This is a genomic window from Isoptericola aurantiacus, assembly GCF_044769875.1.
Taxonomy (GTDB): domain Bacteria; phylum Actinomycetota; class Actinomycetes; order Actinomycetales; family Cellulomonadaceae; genus Isoptericola; species Isoptericola aurantiacus.
Genome location: NZ_JBJBAE010000001.1, coordinates 796,747 through 812,431, shown reverse-complemented (window position 1 = coordinate 812,431; position 15,685 = coordinate 796,747). Strand labels below are relative to the sequence as shown.

Sequence of the window (15,685 nt, the reverse complement as noted above, 5' to 3'; positions counted from 1 at the left end):
CCGCCGGGAATAGCGGTCAGGGTGGAGAAGTTGGACAGTTCGCACCCCACCGCCGACCGAGGACCCCGAGCATCCACCTCACGCATCCCGCACCGCCCGCCCGCCCCGACCGCGAGGAGCCTTCCATGACCACCCCCAGCCTGCAGGACCTCGCGACGCTCCCGTCCGCCCACCTCGTCACCGGGGAGGGACCCGGGACGCCCGCCTGGACGGTCGAGCTGGGCCACGAGCTGTACGTGCGGTCCGCGCCGGGATCGGGCACGCCCCGCACCAGCGGCGGGCGCGCCGTCGTGCGGGTGGCCGGGGTCGAGCACCACGTGACGCTCGCCGAGGTGGCCCCGGAGGTCCACGACCTGCTCGACGACGCCTACCGCGCCAAGTACGGCCGGTGCACCCCGGAGAAGGTCTCGGCCGTGGTGTCCGACGTCGCGGCCGCCACGACGTTCCGGCTCACGCCGCGCCGTCGTCCCTGGTGGGAGGTCGCCGTCACGGCGCTCGCGGACCGCGCCCCCCGGCGTCCGTCCGCGTGGCCCGCCGGCGTGCCCGGGGCGGTCCGCCGCCGGGGCGCCGAGGTGCCCTGCACGGCCTGCTGACCCCTCAGCGCCCGGCGAGCCGGCGCACGTCGTCGGCCGGGAGCTGCTCCCACCAGCGCCGGTAGCGTCCGTAGACCACGGGCTCGCGGTCGGCGAGCAACGCCTGCAGCGAGGCCGCCTCCGCCTCGAGGCCGGCCCAGGCCGCGCGCGGCAGCGGCTCGAACGCCGCGGCGTCGACCCCGCTGTCGGTGGTGCGCCAGACCCCCACCACGCGGCCGTCCACCAGCACCGCCGGGAGCGTGTCGCCGTTGCGCCGGATCACGTGGGACCGGTACTCCTCGGGCAGGACGCGGCTGCGGTCCCGGTGCGCCAGCAGGACGCTGTCCCACATGCCCAGCAGACGCGGGGGCGCCGGGGCGTCCGCCGCCGGTCGCGGCGCCCCGGGCAGGTCCAGCAGGGGTCCGTGCGGTCCCTCGACGGTCTCGAGCTCCTCGTGCAGCGCGGCGACCGCGGGTCCGGTGAACGGCCGTCGCAGCATCGTGAACTGGCCGAAGTCGGCCTCCGACGCCGGCCCGAACGCCGCGAGGTAGCGGCGCAGCAGGTGCACGACGGCGGGGTCCTCACCGGCCGGTGGCGTGCTCGCCGCCGTCCGGGCCCCGGCGCGGTAGACCCGTTCGCGCGGGCTGTACGACCAGGGCGGCCCGGTGGGGACGTGGTGCAGAGGGGCCAGGGTGCGCAGCGCGAACCAGGCGGCCGGCGCGCGGTCGGCGTCGAGGATCCGGGTCAGCTCGGTGAGGATCTCGGCCTGGGTGCGCGGTGCGGCGCAGAACGCGAGCAGCGCGTCGCGCACGTCGTCGGCCTCGGCGGCGGTGAGCTGCGCCGGGGTGAAGCGGCGGTCGTTCAGCCGCGAGCCGCGCAGCGGGTGCGTCATCGCGTGGTGGAACCGGGCCCAGTCGTCGCGGTGCACGGCGTGCAGCGTGAGGCGCAGCAGCGTCGACCGCACGACGTCGCCGGCTGTGAAGGCCGTGTCGAGGTCCGCCGGGTCGAACCCGGCGACCCGGTTCCACAGGGCCAGGTACGGCGACGCCGGCTCCTGGGCCTGTACCGCGCCCACCCGCCGGACGGCGTCGGGCACGGTCAGCGGCTCCCGCGCGAGCAGGAGCTGGCGGGCGAGCGTGGCGCGGCCGAGCCCGGCGTTCGTCAGGCGCACGCGTCGAGCCTGGCGCGGGAGGCCGCTCGCGGCAAGGGGAGCGCGACGTGCGCGATTGCGCCGCTCGCGGCCTCGACGCACGGTGGAGCGCATGACCGAGCTGACGACCTCCGACCTGCCCTCCGGTCTCGTCGCCGTCGCGAGCGTCCTGGTGGCGCTCGGCCTGCTGTGCGCGGCGTGGATCGCCGTCGACGTCGCACGTCGGCCGCAGCCGATGGGCGTCATGAACGTGGTGTGGCCGGTGACGGCCCTGTTCGGGTCGCTGGTGTGGACGGCCGCCTACCTGCGGTGGGGTCGCGCCGCCCGGCGTGCCGAGCAGGGCGGGGGTCACCACCACGACGGCGACGGCCCCCCGATGGCGGTCTCGGTGTTCACGGGGACCTCGCACTGCGGGGCCGGCTGCATGCTGGGCGACCTGCTGGTCGAGTGGCTCGTGGTCCTGCTGCCCGCGGTCGCGATCCTCGGCGGCTACGACTGGCTGTTCACCGACAAGATCTTCGCCGTCTGGGTGCTCGACTACGTCGCCGCGTTCGCCATCGGCATCGCCTTCCAGTACTACGCGATCGCCCCGATGCGCGGTCTGGGTCTGAGGGCGGGGCTGCGCGCCGCCGTCAAGGCCGACGCGCTGTCCATCACGGCGTGGCAGGTCGGGATGTACGGCACGATGGCGCTGGTCCAGCTGTGGATCCTGCCCGACCTGCTGGGTGGCCGGGCTGCCGTGACGACGCCGGTGTTCTGGGCCGCGATGCAGGTCGCCATGGTGGTGGGTTTCGCCACGAGCTACCCGGTCAACTGGTACCTGATCCGCGCGGGGGTCAAGGAACGGATGTGACGGGGGCCGGCGCGACGGCGGCGTCGCGCCGTGCGCGCACCCCGCTGAAGTGGCGCGAGATGCCGTAGGCCGCCAGCAGCGCGGCCGCGGACGTGACGGCGGTGTCGAGGTCCCGGCCGCACCGGAAGCGGCCCACACCCAGCAGCAGGCTCGCACCGGCGACGGCGTTGATCCCGCCCCAGAGGACGTTCGCGGCGGGCGTCGAGTCGCCCTCGCCGGGCGGGTCGGCGAACGGCGTCGGGAACGGACGCCCGGACAGTGCGTGCACCGTGTGGGGCACGGCGTTGACGAGCAGGGCGGCCCCGGTGGCGTGGGCGACGACGTGCCCGACGGCGGCGCGACCGGTGGTGCGGCGGCTGGAGCGGTGCATGGCCGCACGCTACGCCGTCGTGCGGTCAGTGCCGTTCCGGACGCGTCCGGACGCCCTGCCCCCTCTGGGCGTCCTGCCCGGGTTCGGCTAGATTCGCGCCGTACCGCACCACATCGGACGAAGGAAAGAGGCACCATGACCGCAGGCGGCATCATCTCGGCCATCATCATCGGCGCGATCATCGGCGCCCTGGGGCGGCTCGTGCTGCGGGGCAAGCAGCGCATCTCGATCATCGCGACGATCCTCGTGGGGATCGTCGCGGCGCTGGTGGGTACGTGGATCGCGAGCCAGATCGGCGTGCGCGACACCGGCGGCATCGACTGGATCGAGCTCGCGCTGCAGGTCGGGCTCGCCGCCGTCGGCGTCTCCCTGCTGGCAGGCGGGCGTCGGCGCCGCTGAGGACCGGCGCCGTGGCGGGGCCGGGCGACGGTCCCGCCACGGCGCAGAAGTTCTTCCAGATCGGTGCATCCGGATGGACCTCCCCGGGGGAAGAGGGGGTGTCAGCACCTCAGCGGCCCGGCAGGACCGGGCTCCACCCCTGGAGGAGAACCATGCACCGCACCGTTCGACGCAGCGCCGCGCTCGCGGGCGCAGCCACCCTCGCCGCCGTCGGCCTGGCCGGACCGGCGTCCGCCGCCTCGTCCGACGACGCCATGCTGTCGGTCCTGCACGGCGTCCCGGACACCACCGTGGACGTCTACGTCGACGACGAGCTCACGCTCGACGACTTCGAGCCCGGCGACCTCGCCGGACCCCTCGAGCTGCCCGGCGGCACCTACACGGTCGCCATCACGGGAGCCGACGCCCAGGACGCGAGCGACCCGGTCATCGGCCCCGTCGACCTGGAGCTCGAGGGCGGCATGAACTACACCGCGGTCGCCCACCTGGACGCCGACGGCGGACCGACGGCGACGCTGTTCACCAACGACACCTCGTCGATCGCCGCGGGAGAGGGCCGGCTCACCGTCCGCCACGTCGCCGCGGCGCCCGCCGTGGACGTCCTGGCCGGTGGTGACGCCGTGATCACCGGGCTGGAGAACCCCGACGAGGAGACGCTCGACCTCCCGGCCGGCACCGTCTCGGCCTCCGTCGCCGCCGCCGGCACCACCGACCCGGTGATCGGGCCGGCGGACGTCGACGTCGCCGAGGGCGTGACCACCATCGCGTACGCCTGGGGCAGCCTGGACGACGACAACCTCGCCCTGGCCACCCAGACGGTCGAGGGGATGCACTCGGCCCCGGGCGGCGTCCCGGCGGGCGTCTCGGGTCTGGCCGCCGCGCAGGACGACGGCGGCACGACGGTCGGCCTGGTTGCGCTCGGCGCGCTCCTGCTGGCGTCCACCGCGGTGCTGCTCGGCATCCGGCACCGCCGGGCGGCCGTGGAGGCACCGCGCGGATGACGATCGACCTCACCACGACGTGGCGGCGGGCGGCCCGGCGACGGGCCGTCCCCGCTGCGGCAGCGGGGATCGTCGGTGTCGCGCTCGCCCTGGGCGGGTGCGGCACCGGCCCCGCCGGAGACCCCCAGGCGGCCTCGTCCCCCCAGCCGGCCGCCGCGGGCGGCGTCGCCGACAGCGCGGACACCGCGCCGTCGGACACCGCGCCGTCGGACACCGCGCCGTCGGACGCCGCGCCGCCGTCGGCCGCCGGGCCGTCAGGCTCCCGGGGCGCGGGCGCCCAGCGGGCCCGCGCCGTGCCGGACGTCCCCGTCCGGCCGGCCACGGACGCCGTCGCCACCACCAAGCCCCCGGCCCCGGTGCGTGTCCGGGTCGGTGCCCTGGGGATCGACGTCCCGGTCCGGCCGACCGGCGCCGGTCCCGACGGGACGATGGCGCTGCCCGACTCGGCCGACGAGGCGGGCTGGTACCGGTTCGGCCCCGCGCCCGGCAGCGAGAACGGGGCCACCGTCGTCGCGGCGCACGTCGACGACGCCGACAGCGTCGGACCGTTCGCCCGCCTGACCGACGCCCGGCAGGGTGACGAGCTGACCGTCGACACCGCCGACGGCACCACCTACAACTACACAGTGACCGACGTACGCAGCGTGGAGAAGGCCAGGACGCCGCTGGCGGAGATCTTCGACCGGTCCGGAGCGCCCCGGCTCGTCCTGGTGACCTGCGGGGGGCGGTGGGACGCCGAGGTCGGGTCGTACACCGACAACGTCGTCGTCACCGCGGACCCGGCCGACTGACCCGGACGACCGGCCCGGACGGCCGACCCGGCCGTTGCCCCGCGGGGCCCCGTCTCCTACCCTCTGCATACCAGCCCGACGGCGCCTGGACGGGTGCCGCCCACCGTGAGGACCTGCACTGGACGCCACCGACACCGACGCCCCCGAGGTCGACGTGCACGGGCTCGGCCGCGACTTCGCGGCCGGGGACGAGGACGCGCTCGCCGCGGCCTACCGGAACTGGTCGAGCCTGGTGCACACGCTGGCCCTGCGCTCGCTCGGCTCGCACGCGGACGCCGAGGACGTGACCCAGCAGGTGTTCGTCGCCGCCTGGCGCGGTCGCGCGCGGTTCGACCCGGACCGGGCCCGGCTGCCCGCCTGGCTGGTGGGGATCACCCGCCACACGATCGCCGACATGCACGAGTCCCGGGCCCGGACCCGGCGCTCGCAGGAGGCGGCCGCCGTCGAGGCGGAGGCACCCGTGGCCACGCCGCCCGACGCGGACCGGGTCACGGACCGGGTGCTGGTCGCCGACGAGCTGCGGCGGCTGGGGGATCCGGGACGCACGATCCTGCAGCTCGCGTTCTTCCGTGACCTGACGCACGTGCAGATCGCGCAGGAGCTGGACCTGCCGCTCGGTACGGTCAAGAGTCATGTCCGACGGAGCCTGATCAGGCTGCGCGACCGCTTGGAGGAGGTGGACGGTGCATATCGATGAGGAGACCCTCGCGCTCCTCGCCCTGGGCGAGGACGTGCTCGACGACGACCAGCGCGCCCACCTCGCGGCGTGCCCGCCGTGCCGGCGGTGCGCGGACGAGCTCGAGCGTGCGGCCGTCGGCGCCCGTCCCGTGCCCGGTGCGGCGGCCGACGCCGACGACCTCGTGGCGCCCCCGCCCGCCGTCTGGGAGCGGGTGCACGACGAGCTCGGGCTCACCACGGCCCCGCGGACGCTCGGCTCCGAGGCCGCCCGCGAAGCCGGTGCGGACGTCGTCGAGCTCGCCGGACGCCGCCGCCGGCGCTGGGTGCCGGCCCTCGTCGCGGCCTGCACCGCGCTGGTGCTCGGTGTGACCGGCGGGGTCCTGTGGGAGCGCCGCAGCATCGAGCCGGCCGAGACGACGATCGCCTCCGCCGAGCTGGACGCGCTGCCGGGCTGGGATGGTGCCGCCGGCGCCGCCGCGGTCGAGGAGGCCGCCGACGGCACGCGGCAGGTGGTGGTGTCCGTCGACGCCCCGGTGCCGGAGGGGACGTACCGCGAGGTGTGGCTCCTGGCCCCCGACGTCAGCGGACTCGTGAGCCTCGGCGTGCTGGAGGGCTCCGAGGGGAGGTTCGACATCCCGGAGGGCCTCGACATCGCGGCGTTCCCGGTCGTGGACGTCTCCGAGGAGCAGTTCGACGGGGACCCGGCGCACTCCGGCGACTCGGTGGTCCGGGGCGCGCTGGACGTCTGAGCCCCCGGGAGTGGGGCGGCTCACACCGCCCCTCGTTGCACCCGGTGCAACCGTGCACCTAGTGTCATGGCGTGCCGATCGACCGCCGAGCCGCCGCCAAGAGCAGGACGCGGCGCGCCATCGTGGACGCGGCAGCCGACCTCATGGGGTCCCGGGGGGCCACCTTCTCCGTGGACGAGCTGGCCGCAGGGGCCGACGTCGCCCGCCGCACGGTGTTCAACCACTTCGACTCGCTGGACGACGTCGTGGCGGCGGTCGGCGCCGACGCGTTCCGGTCCCTGGTGGACACCCTCGAACGTCTCGACGCGGAGGGTCGGCTCGCCGCGGCCGAGCACGACCGTTCGGCCGCGGAGGCGCGCCAGGGGGTGCTGGCGGACCTCGTGGCCACGCTGCGCGGCACCGACCTCGTGCACCCGACGGCGCTGCTGTGCCGCGCGTTCGGGCTCACCGGCCCCGACGCCCCTCCCGGCCGTGCCGTCCGCCGGCTCACCCCGGACGACGCCGTGCCCCAGCGGGTCACGATGCTGCTGCTGCGCTCGCTGGCCGACGTCAGCAACGACCTCGCCGACCGTCTCGCCCGCCGCCACCCCGACGCCGCGAGGATGGACGTGGACCTGACCGTCGCCGCGCTCGTCAGCCAGCTCGTGGTGCTCGTCGGGTACTGGCTCGCCGAGACGGGCGGGGCCACCGACGCCGCGTCCGTCGCCGTGTGGGACGGCCTCCTCGACCACCTCACCCCCCAGCCTCGCCCCGGCGAGCACTGACCGGAAGGACACCATGGCAGAGCTCCTCTACCGCCTCGGCCGCGGAGCGGCCCACCACGTGCGGGTCGTCGTCGCGGCCTGGGTGGCGGTCCTCGTGCTGGCCGGTGCCGGGTACGTCGTCGGCGCGGGCACCCTGTCCGACAGCTTCACCATCCCGGGCACCCCCACCCAGGAGGTGACCGACCAGCTCGCCGACCAGATGCCTGAGGCGGCCGGCGGTACGGGCACGGTCGTGATCTCCACGACCGACGGGCAGGCGTTCACCGACGACCAGCGGTCCCAGATCTCCGACGTCGCGGCCAACGCGGCGGACGTGGCCGACGTCGAGACCGTCGTCGACCCGTTCGCCACCGAGGCGGAGCGCGAGCAGCAGGCGGCCGACCTGGCCGACGGGGTGGACCAGATCGCGGACGGCCGCGACCAGATCGCCGACGGCCGCGACGAGATCGAGTCCGGGCAGGAACAGCTCGACGCGGCGCGCGCCGAGCTGGAGGCGGGGCAGGAGCAGCTCGACGCCGCCCGGGAGCAGGCGGAGGCCGCCGGCCAGGCGGACGCCGCGGCTCCCCAGCTCGACGCCCAGCAGGAGGAGATCGACGCCGGGCTCGAGAAGATCGAGGAGCAGCAGGCCGAGCTCGAGCAGGGTGCCGCCGAGCTGGAGGAGCAGTCCGACCGGCTCGACGAGCAGGCCGAGCAGGTCGAGCAGGGCCAGGAGCTGCTCGACCTGGCCTCCGGGATCCGCACGGTCTCCGAGGACGGCTCCGCCGCCGTGGCCACCGTGCTGTTCGACGACGAGCAGTTCGACGTGCAGCAGGAGACCAAGGACGCGGTGGTCGCGGCCTTCGACGACGGCATCGCCGAGATCGACGGCGTGCAGGTGGACTTCGGCTCGGACATCTCGCTCGCCACCCCGCAGGTCTTCGGACCGGGCGAGGCCGTCGGCCTGGTCGTCGCCGCGATCGCCCTCTTCGTCATGCTCGGCACCCTGATCGGTGCCGGCCTGCCGCTGCTCACCGCGATCGTCGGCGTCGGGATCGCCGCGCTCGGGTCCCTGGCCTTCTCCTCGATCGTCGACATGTCGGCGGTCACCCCCGTGCTCGGCGTCATGCTCGGGCTCGCCGTCGGGATCGACTACGCGCTGTTCATCGTGAACCGGCACCGGACGCAGCTCAAGGAGGGCTACGACGTCCCCGAGTCGATCGCGCTGGCGAACGGCACCTCCGGCAACGCCGTCGTCTTCGCCGGGACGACCGTGGTCATCGCCCTGCTCGCGCTCAACGTCACCGGCGTGCCGTTCCTCGGGCTCATGGGCACCGTCGGCGCCGTCGCCGTGGCGATCGCCGTGCTGGTGGCCGTGACGCTCACGCCGGCGCTGCTGTCGGCGATCGGGCTGCGCATCCTGTCCCGTACGGAGCAGGCCGCCCGCGAGGCCGCGCACCCGCACCCGGGCGAGCACGCGACGTCGGGCACCCCGGGGAAGAAGCCGCTGCGTCCGATGTCGACGCTCGTCGCCGTCGGTCGCGTCCTGGTCGGGGTGGCCCTGCTCGCGGTCGTGGCGATCCCGGCGCTCGACCTGCGGATCAACCTGCCCGACGGCTCCTCGGAGTCGCCGGACTCCACGCAGTACCAGGCCTACTCCACCGTGGCCGAGAAGTTCGGTCCCGGGACCAACGGGCCGCTCCTGGTCACGGCCGAGCCCACCGACCCCGTGACCGAGGACACCGAGGCGGCCACCCAGCTCGCGATCGGCGAGCAGCTCGCGGCGGTGGACGACGTCGTGGCCGTGGCCCCGGCCGGCACGTCCGAGGACGGCACGCTCATCGCGTTCCAGGTGATCCCCGCCGAGGGGCCCACCACGGAGTCCACCGAGCAGCTCGTGCACCACCTGCGCGACCTGTCCCCGCTGGACGACGGCACCGAGATCGGCGTCGCCGGCGCGGCCTCGGGGAATATCGACATCTCGGACAAGCTGTCCGAGGCCCTGCCGGTCTACCTGGCCGTGGTGGTCGGGCTGTCGCTGATCATCCTGATCATCGTGTTCCGCTCGATCCTGGTGCCGGTGATCGCGACGCTCGGGTTCATCCTCAGCTACTTCGCCGCGCTGGGCGGCGTCGTCGCCATCTACCAGTGGGGTTGGCTGTCCGGGCTCTTCGGCGTGGACAACCCCGGGCCGGTGCTGAACTTCCTGCCCACCATCCTCGTGGGCATCCTCTTCGGCCTGGCGATGGACTACATGCTGTTCCTCGGGTCGGGGATGCGCGAGGCCTACGCCCACGGCGCCCCGGCGCGGACGGCGGTGGCCCAGGGCTTCCGGGCCGGTCGCTCCGTGGTCACCGCGGCCGCGATCATCATGATCTCGGTGTTCGGCGGGTTCGTGTTCTCCCACGACGCGATGATCCGGCCCATCGGGTTCGCCCTCGCGTTCGGCGTGCTCGTGGACGCGTTCGTGGTGCGGATGCTCGTGGTGCCCGCCCTCATGCACCTGCTGGGCGACAGCGCCTGGTGGCTGCCGCGCTGGCTCGACAGGATCCTTCCGGACGTCGACGTCGAGGGGGCCGCGCTCGAGCGTCGGCACCCGCACGCCGAGACGGCTGCGACGGGCGACGGCGGTACGACCGGCGGCGGTGCCGGGGGCCGCTGAGCCGCGCGTCACGGACCGGTCACGATGCGAGCGTTCGGGGCGCGGTCCGGCAGGGCCCAGGCTACGTTGCCCTGGTAGGGGACCTGGCGGTGACGATGGCATCTCGGCGGCGACGGGTCGTGCTGTCGAACGCCAGGGGAGTGCCGTGCCGATTGTCCGCTCGTCCCGCCGGAGCCGTTCTGACCGCGCTGTCAGCAGGGCCGGGGCGGTCCTGCTGACGCTCGGTCTGGTCGGGACCTCCGCGGTCGCGCCGGCGCAGGCCGCCGTCACCACCTACGACCCGTTCGAGGTCAACCAGGGGTTCACCTGGGTCGCCACCGGTGACCTGGCGCTGGGCAACGGGGAGCTCGAGGGGTCGGCGGCCGCCTGGGGCAGCCTGTCCAGCACCATCGGCAACTACCCGGTGCTGCACACCTCGGCGGACGTGCCCGACTACACCGTGCCGAGCATCGACGGCGATCCCGTGCGCCTGCTGGGGAACGACTTCTCCGGCAGCGGCGGCATCGACCTCACCAACCGCGACGACACCGGCACGATCGACCCGGACTCCGACGAGGCCACCGCCATCGCGAAGTTCGCCGACACCGCCGACCTCAGCGGGCAGGAGCGGGGATCGGGCTTCACCCGGGTCACCAACCCCACCGGCGGCATCCTCGACCTCGAGACGCTGGCCTGGGACCCGGCGACCTGGCGGGACAGGGTGACGACGAACCGCCCGGCCGTGGAGGACTACTTCCCGGACGCCGACGAGCAGATCGACCGGACGAACCAGTGCCTCGCCCAGATGTACACCGACCCTGCGCTGGCGAACGAGGTGACGGTCACCGGCGACGCGGGCCTGGTCACCCTGTCCGGGTTCGACTTCACCAAGCCCAACTACGTCTACTACGACGACATCGCCGGTGCCGTCATCAAGCCGGGGGGCGAGGGGTACGTCCCCACGGCCCAGGCGCCCTTCGTCGTCAAGGTCACCGACCCCACCACCACCATCGGGCCGATCAACGTGGAGGGCTGGTCGGCCAACGCCGACGAGCAGCAGTCCTATGCCCGCTACATCATGCTCGACCTGTCCGAGGTGACCGGACCGGTCACGATCGACGGTCTGGAGATGGGTGCGGTCTGGGCCCCGGGCGTCGACCTGGTCTTCACCGGGTCGCGCTCCACGAACGGCCAGTGGTTCGCCGACGACGTCGTCACCACCGGCGGCGGCGAGATCCACCACCACACGTTCCTCGGGCAGCTGCTCTGCGACGACGACGCGCCGGCGATCGACTCCTCGGTCGCCGTGACCGACCCGGACGGCGGCGCGCTGCCGCAGGGCGGCGGGACGGTGGTCGACACGATCACCTACTCCGGGCTCACGCCGGGCCAGGAGTACGTGGTGGACGGCGCCCTGGTCACGGCCGCCGGCGGCACGGACACGGGAATCACCGGCAGCACCACGTTCACCCCGACCGAGCCCGACGGCACCGTGGACGTGACGTTCACGGTCAGCGCGCAGGACGCGGTGACGTACGCCGGGCAGGACCTCGTCGCGTTCCAGGTGCTCACGCTCGACGGCGACGTCGTGGCCACCCACGAGGACGTCGACGACGCGGAGCAGACCTTCCCGGTCGCGGACCTCACGCCGGCCACGTTCACGGTCGTCAAGCAGGTCGACGGCTCGGGCGCCGCGCAGGTGCCGCCGGACACCGTGTTCACGGTGTCCTTCGAGGTCACGGCCGGGCCCTCGGCGGGGCAGACCGGGCAGCTCGAGGTGCCGGCCGACGGGACGGCCGTCACCTGGCCCGGGGACCTGTACGCCGGGGACGTGATCACGTTCGACGAGGACGGCGTCGAGGTCGACGGGGTCGTGTTCTCCGGGGTCACGATCGACCCCGAGTCGATCACCCTCGCCGAGGACGTGGTGCCCGTCGTCACGGTGACGAACACCTACGACCTGGGTCCCGCCACGTTCCAGATCCACAAGGAGATCGTCGGGGACGGCGCCGCCCTGGTGCCGGACGACACCGAGTTCACCGTCGACTACGAGGTCACCTCCGGTGCGGACGCCGGCACCACGGGCACGCTGACGATCCCGGCGGACGGCACCGTCGTCGACGGCCCCGAGCTGACGGTGGGGGACGTCGTGGCGTTCTCCGAGCCCACCTTCCCGGCGGTCGACGACGTCATCTGGGGCGCGCCGGCCATCGTGCCGGACCCGCTCGTCCTGACCGCGGGCGAGACGGTGGACGTCGCCGTGGTCAACACGGCCGCGCTGGAGAACCGGATCGCCACAGGTTTCTCCGTGCTCAAGGTCGTCTCCGGCACCGGGGCCGCCCTGGTGCCCGACGACGCCGAGTTCACGGTGCAGTGGGAGATCATGGACGGACCGTCCGCACCGGACTCGGGCCAGCTCGTCGTGACCGCCGACGGTTCGGCCACCAACGGGCCGCAGGACCTCCAGGACGGCGACGTCGTGCGGATCACGGAGGTGGACCCGCCGGACGTCCCCGGCGTGGACTTCAGCGGGCTGACCGTCACTCCGGACACGGTCGTCATCGACTCGAGCGAACCCGCCGCGGCGCAGTTCACCGCGACCAACACCTACGACCTGGCGACGGCCACCTTCCAGGCGCACAAGGAGGTCACCGGCAGCGGCGCCGACCTGGTGCCCGACGACGCGACCTTCGACCTGCGGTACGAGGTCACCGACGGGCCCTCGACCGGCGCGACCGGCACGCTCGGGCTGCCGGCCGACGGCACCGTCGTCGACGGCCCGGACCTGCTGCAGGGCGACGTCGTGACCTTCAGCGAGGACACGCCGCCCGACGTGGACGGCGTCGAGTGGGGCGACGTGACCATCGACCCCGAGACCCTCACGCTCGACGCGACGACCGGCGTCGTCGACGTCACCGTCACGAACACCGCCGAGGTCGCGCCCACCCTGGACAGCGAGATCGTCGTGACCGACACGGGCGGGAAGACCCTGCCGGCGGACGGCGGCACGCTCACCGACACCCTCACGTACACCGGACTGGTGCCCGGCCAGGAGTACACGATCCACGGGGTCCTGCGCACGGCCGGCGGCGAGCGCACGGCGTTGCGCGGTGCCACGACGTTCACGCCGGCGCAGCCCGACGGGCAGGTGCAGGTCGAGTTCACGCTCAACGCCGCCGACGTGGCGGACTACGCCGGGCGAGACCTCGTGGCGTTCCAGTGGCTCACGCTGGACGGGCGCTTCGTGGCCGCGCACGTCGACCTCGACGACGCCGACCAGACGTTCTCGGTGGCCGACGTTCCGGCGCCGCGGATCGACTCGGCGGTGGCGGTCGTCGGGTCCGGCTCCGGGGTCGTGGGGCGCGACGGTGCGACGGTCGTGGACACGATCAGCTACACCGGGTTGGTCCCGGGTGCGGCGTACCGGGTCACCGGCGAGCTCGTGGTGGCGCCGACGGCGATCGAGACCGGGATCACGGGCTCGACGCGCTTCACCCCGAACAGCCCCGACGGGACCGTGGAGGTGGAGTTCGAGCTCACCGACACCGACGCCGCGGAGTTCGCGGGTGACCGCCTGGTGGCCTTCCAGGTGCTGACCCGCGCCGGCGAGGAGGTCGCGAGCCACGAGAACGTCCGCGACGCCGACCAGTCGTTCACCGTGGCCCCGCAGGCGCCGACGATCCGCACGTCCGCGTCCGTGGTGGGCTCCGGCGACAGCAGGGTGGTGCCGCCCGAGGGCGCGACCGTCGTCGACACGATCACCTACACCGGGCTGACGCCCGGCGTGGAGTACGTGGTCTCGGGGTCGACGATGCACACGGACCTGTCGGGCACCGGCGTCGTCGGCGGCGTGCGCTTCACGCCCACGGCGCCCGACGGCTCGGTGGAGGTCGCGTACGAGGTCACGGCCGCCGAGGCGGCCGAGCATCCCGGCGAGTACCAGGTGGTCTTCGAGGGCCTCTACGTGGACGACGACCTGGTCGCGACCCACTCGGACATCGACGACGCGGCACAGACGTTCTGGATCGCCGAGGGCGACACCCCGGACGGCGGCGGGTCCCTGCCCGTCACCGGACCGCAGTCGGTGGCGATCCTGCTGGGTCTGGCAGGGGCGTTCCTGCTCGGCGGGTTCGGCCTGCGCGCGGTGCGCCGTCGGACCCTCGGCTGATCAGTCCAGCGGTGCTCGCAGCATGGCCCGCAGGACCTGCACGACGCCGTGCTCGGCGTTCGATGGCGCGACGTACCGGGCACGGGCGATGACGTCCGGGTGCGCGCCGGCCATCGCGTAGGACCAGTGGGCGGCGTCCAGCATCTCCAGGTCGTTGAGGTAGTCGCCGAACACCATCGTCTGCTCGGGTCCGATCCCGGCCAGCTCCTGCAGCCGGCGCAGCGCGACGCCCTTGGTCACGCCGGGGTTCATGACGTCGACCCAGTGCGGGCTGGAGACCGCCACCTGCAGGGACTCCTGCAGGTGGGCCAGCGCCGGGAACGTGCCGGTGGCCGAGTCGACGTCGTCGTGCACCGCGACCTTGAGGACCTGGTCGTCGACGCGCGTCAGGTCGTCGACGACCTCGAGCTCGGCGTAGTAGGTGCGCACGTGGTCGACGAACGCGGCGTCGGCGCGTTCGACGTAGGCACTGCGCCGGCCGGCGACGACGGCGCCGCCCCGGACGGGGTCGATGCTGCGGACGGCGTGCACGACGGCGGCCACGTCCTGCGGGGTCATGGCGTCGGAGAAGATCTCGCGGCCGCCGCGCGTGACCAGGGTGCCGTTCTCGGCGATGATCACCAGCTCACCGTGGCCGGGCGTGCGCTCGGCCGGGAAGTCGGCGGCGATGGTCGCGTGCTGACGTCCGGAGGCGGGCACGACGACGATCCCGGCGTCGTGCAGCGCGGCCAGCACCGGCCAGACGTCGTCGGGGACGCGACCGTCGGCGTCGAGCAGCGTGCCGTCCATGTCGGTGACGACCAGGCGCACGTCGGCCAGGGCGGGGGTCGGGGGAAGGGGCATGGGTCCATGATCGCCGACGCCGACGGGGCGAGGCGATCACCGGCTCAGGCGCTGCGCCAGCGCGCCTCGATCAGCTCGACGACGACGCGCATCTGGGCCGCCATGTCCAGCGGGACGCCCGCGTGCTCCGGGGTCGCGGTGACCTCCTCGCCCGCCGCCGCGGCGTCGGCCCGTGCGCACAGCCACTGGAGCTGTACGCCGTCGGAGACGGCCACGACCGTGCGGGCGAGCTCGCGCGAGGGGGCGTCGGGGTGGACGACGCCGGCGGCCTTGCCGCGCTCGAAGGCCTCGGCGGTCGCCTGCACGGTCCGCAGGAAGTGCTGGTGCAGCCAGGGGTGGGCCGGATGGTCCGCCTCGACGCCGTCCACGGCCATGGCGCTGTAGAGCCGCACCATCTCGGGGGTCCGGGCGTTGGCCGCCATGAGGCCGACCCACTGGTGCAGGTAGGCCCAGACGTCGTCGCCGACGTCGGTCATGCCGACGAAGTCGACGTCGTCGCGGTGCTCGAGGACGGCGCCGTAGAGCCCTTCCTTGGACCCGAAGTGGTGCAGCAGCCCGGCCTTGGAGATGTCGGAGGCCGCGGCGACGTCGCCGAGCGAGGTCGCGGCGAACCCCTTCTCGGCGAACAGGGTCACGGCCTCGCGCAGGATGCGGGCGTGCTTGTCCTCGCTGCCGGCGCGCGGGCGTCCGGGCCGTCGGGGGGAAGTGGTCGGCACGCAAGCACTGTAGT

General features: G+C 74.1%; 14 protein-coding genes. 10 read left to right on the top strand and 4 right to left on the bottom strand.

Annotated features, from left to right (window positions below; all coding sequences use genetic code 11):
• The first annotated feature begins 125 nt into the window (after positions 1–125).
• The gene (locus tag ACIQLL_RS03685; RefSeq protein ID WP_402463409.1) at positions 126–593 is read left to right on the top strand and encodes a DUF2255 family protein; all 468 of its coding nucleotides are present in this window, start codon (positions 126–128) and stop codon (positions 591–593) included.
• A 4-nt stretch (positions 594–597) separates the two neighbouring features.
• Here the strand turns inward: ACIQLL_RS03685 and ACIQLL_RS03680 are convergent, their stop codons facing one another.
• Entirely contained in the window at positions 598–1,743 is a 1,146-nt protein-coding gene (locus ACIQLL_RS03680; protein ID WP_402463406.1) for a winged helix DNA-binding domain-containing protein, read from the bottom strand.
• 91 nt (positions 1,744–1,834) lie between these two features.
• Here ACIQLL_RS03680 and ACIQLL_RS03675 point away from each other — a divergent pair, with 91 nt between their 5' ends.
• Positions 1,835–2,575 (top strand): DUF4396 domain-containing protein, encoded by a 741-nt coding sequence (locus tag ACIQLL_RS03675; RefSeq protein ID WP_402463403.1) that lies wholly within the window; start codon positions 1,835–1,837, stop codon positions 2,573–2,575.
• Here ACIQLL_RS03675 and ACIQLL_RS03670 read toward each other — a convergent pair.
• Positions 2,559–2,945: a hypothetical protein gene (locus tag ACIQLL_RS03670; protein WP_402463400.1), complete on the bottom strand. Its 387-nt coding sequence runs from the start codon at positions 2,943–2,945 to the stop codon at positions 2,559–2,561. The genes ACIQLL_RS03675 and ACIQLL_RS03670 overlap by 17 nt on opposite strands.
• Before the next feature lie 135 nt (positions 2,946–3,080).
• Between ACIQLL_RS03670 and ACIQLL_RS03665 the strand changes: the two genes are divergently transcribed.
• The 8 genes from ACIQLL_RS03665 to ACIQLL_RS03630 all read left to right on the top strand — a co-directional run bounded on the left by ACIQLL_RS03665 (position 3,081) and on the right by ACIQLL_RS03630 (position 14,112).
• The gene (locus ACIQLL_RS03665; RefSeq protein WP_402463398.1) at positions 3,081–3,344 is read left to right on the top strand and encodes a GlsB/YeaQ/YmgE family stress response membrane protein; all 264 of its coding nucleotides are present in this window, start codon (positions 3,081–3,083) and stop codon (positions 3,342–3,344) included.
• 152 nt (positions 3,345–3,496) lie between these two features.
• A complete protein-coding gene (locus ACIQLL_RS03660; RefSeq protein WP_402463395.1) occupies positions 3,497–4,345 on the top strand; it encodes a DUF4397 domain-containing protein in 849 nt (282 codons plus the stop codon).
• Positions 4,342–5,136, top strand: a complete 795-nt coding sequence (locus ACIQLL_RS03655; protein ID WP_402463392.1) for a class F sortase — start codon at positions 4,342–4,344, stop codon at positions 5,134–5,136. Before ACIQLL_RS03660 ends, ACIQLL_RS03655 begins: the two co-directional genes overlap by 4 nt.
• A gap of 154 nt (positions 5,137–5,290) precedes the next feature.
• A complete protein-coding gene (locus tag ACIQLL_RS03650) occupies positions 5,291–5,833 on the top strand; it encodes an RNA polymerase sigma factor (protein WP_402463389.1) in 543 nt (180 codons plus the stop codon).
• Positions 5,820–6,563 (top strand): anti-sigma factor, encoded by a 744-nt coding sequence (locus ACIQLL_RS03645; protein ID WP_402463386.1) that lies wholly within the window; start codon positions 5,820–5,822, stop codon positions 6,561–6,563. Before ACIQLL_RS03650 ends, ACIQLL_RS03645 begins: the two co-directional genes overlap by 14 nt.
• A 71-nt stretch (positions 6,564–6,634) precedes the next feature.
• Positions 6,635–7,327 carry a TetR/AcrR family transcriptional regulator gene (locus ACIQLL_RS03640; RefSeq protein WP_402463383.1) on the top strand — a complete coding sequence of 231 codons (693 nt, stop codon included), beginning with the start codon at positions 6,635–6,637 and terminating at the stop codon, positions 7,325–7,327.
• 13 nt (positions 7,328–7,340) lie between these two features.
• Entirely contained in the window at positions 7,341–9,965 is a 2,625-nt protein-coding gene (locus ACIQLL_RS03635; RefSeq protein ID WP_402463380.1) for an MMPL family transporter, read from the top strand.
• Between the two features lie 145 nt (positions 9,966–10,110).
• Complete coding sequence (locus tag ACIQLL_RS03630; protein ID WP_402463377.1) at positions 10,111–14,112, top strand: VaFE repeat-containing surface-anchored protein; 4,002 nt, start codon at positions 10,111–10,113, stop codon at positions 14,110–14,112.
• Here ACIQLL_RS03630 and ACIQLL_RS03625 read toward each other — a convergent pair whose 3' ends face one another.
• Both ACIQLL_RS03625 and ACIQLL_RS03620 read right to left on the bottom strand, forming a co-directional pair.
• Positions 14,113–14,955, bottom strand: coding sequence for an HAD family hydrolase (locus ACIQLL_RS03625; RefSeq protein ID WP_402463374.1), 843 nt, complete (start codon positions 14,953–14,955; stop codon positions 14,113–14,115).
• A 44-nt stretch (positions 14,956–14,999) separates the two neighbouring features.
• Positions 15,000–15,671 (bottom strand): TetR/AcrR family transcriptional regulator, encoded by a 672-nt coding sequence (locus tag ACIQLL_RS03620; RefSeq protein ID WP_402463372.1) that lies wholly within the window; start codon positions 15,669–15,671, stop codon positions 15,000–15,002.
• Positions 15,672–15,685 lie beyond the last annotated feature (14 nt).

Excerpts from the sequence above, each read along its gene's own strand:
- ACIQLL_RS03685 (WP_402463409.1), top strand. The coding sequence starts at position 126 with ATGACCACCCCCAGCCTGCAGGACCTCGCGACGCTCCCGTCCGCCCAC.
- ACIQLL_RS03675 (WP_402463403.1), top strand. The coding sequence starts at position 1,835 with ATGACCGAGCTGACGACCTCCGACCTGCCCTCCGGTCTCGTCGCCGTC.
- ACIQLL_RS03670 (WP_402463400.1), bottom strand. The coding sequence starts at position 2,945 with ATGCACCGCTCCAGCCGCCGCACCACCGGTCGCGCCGCCGTCGGGCAC.
- ACIQLL_RS03665 (WP_402463398.1), top strand. The coding sequence starts at position 3,081 with ATGACCGCAGGCGGCATCATCTCGGCCATCATCATCGGCGCGATCATC.
- ACIQLL_RS03660 (WP_402463395.1), top strand. The coding sequence starts at position 3,497 with ATGCACCGCACCGTTCGACGCAGCGCCGCGCTCGCGGGCGCAGCCACC.
- ACIQLL_RS03655 (WP_402463392.1), top strand. The coding sequence starts at position 4,342 with ATGACGATCGACCTCACCACGACGTGGCGGCGGGCGGCCCGGCGACGG.
- ACIQLL_RS03635 (WP_402463380.1), top strand. The coding sequence starts at position 7,341 with ATGGCAGAGCTCCTCTACCGCCTCGGCCGCGGAGCGGCCCACCACGTG.
- ACIQLL_RS03625 (WP_402463374.1), bottom strand. The coding sequence starts at position 14,955 with ATGCCCCTTCCCCCGACCCCCGCCCTGGCCGACGTGCGCCTGGTCGTC.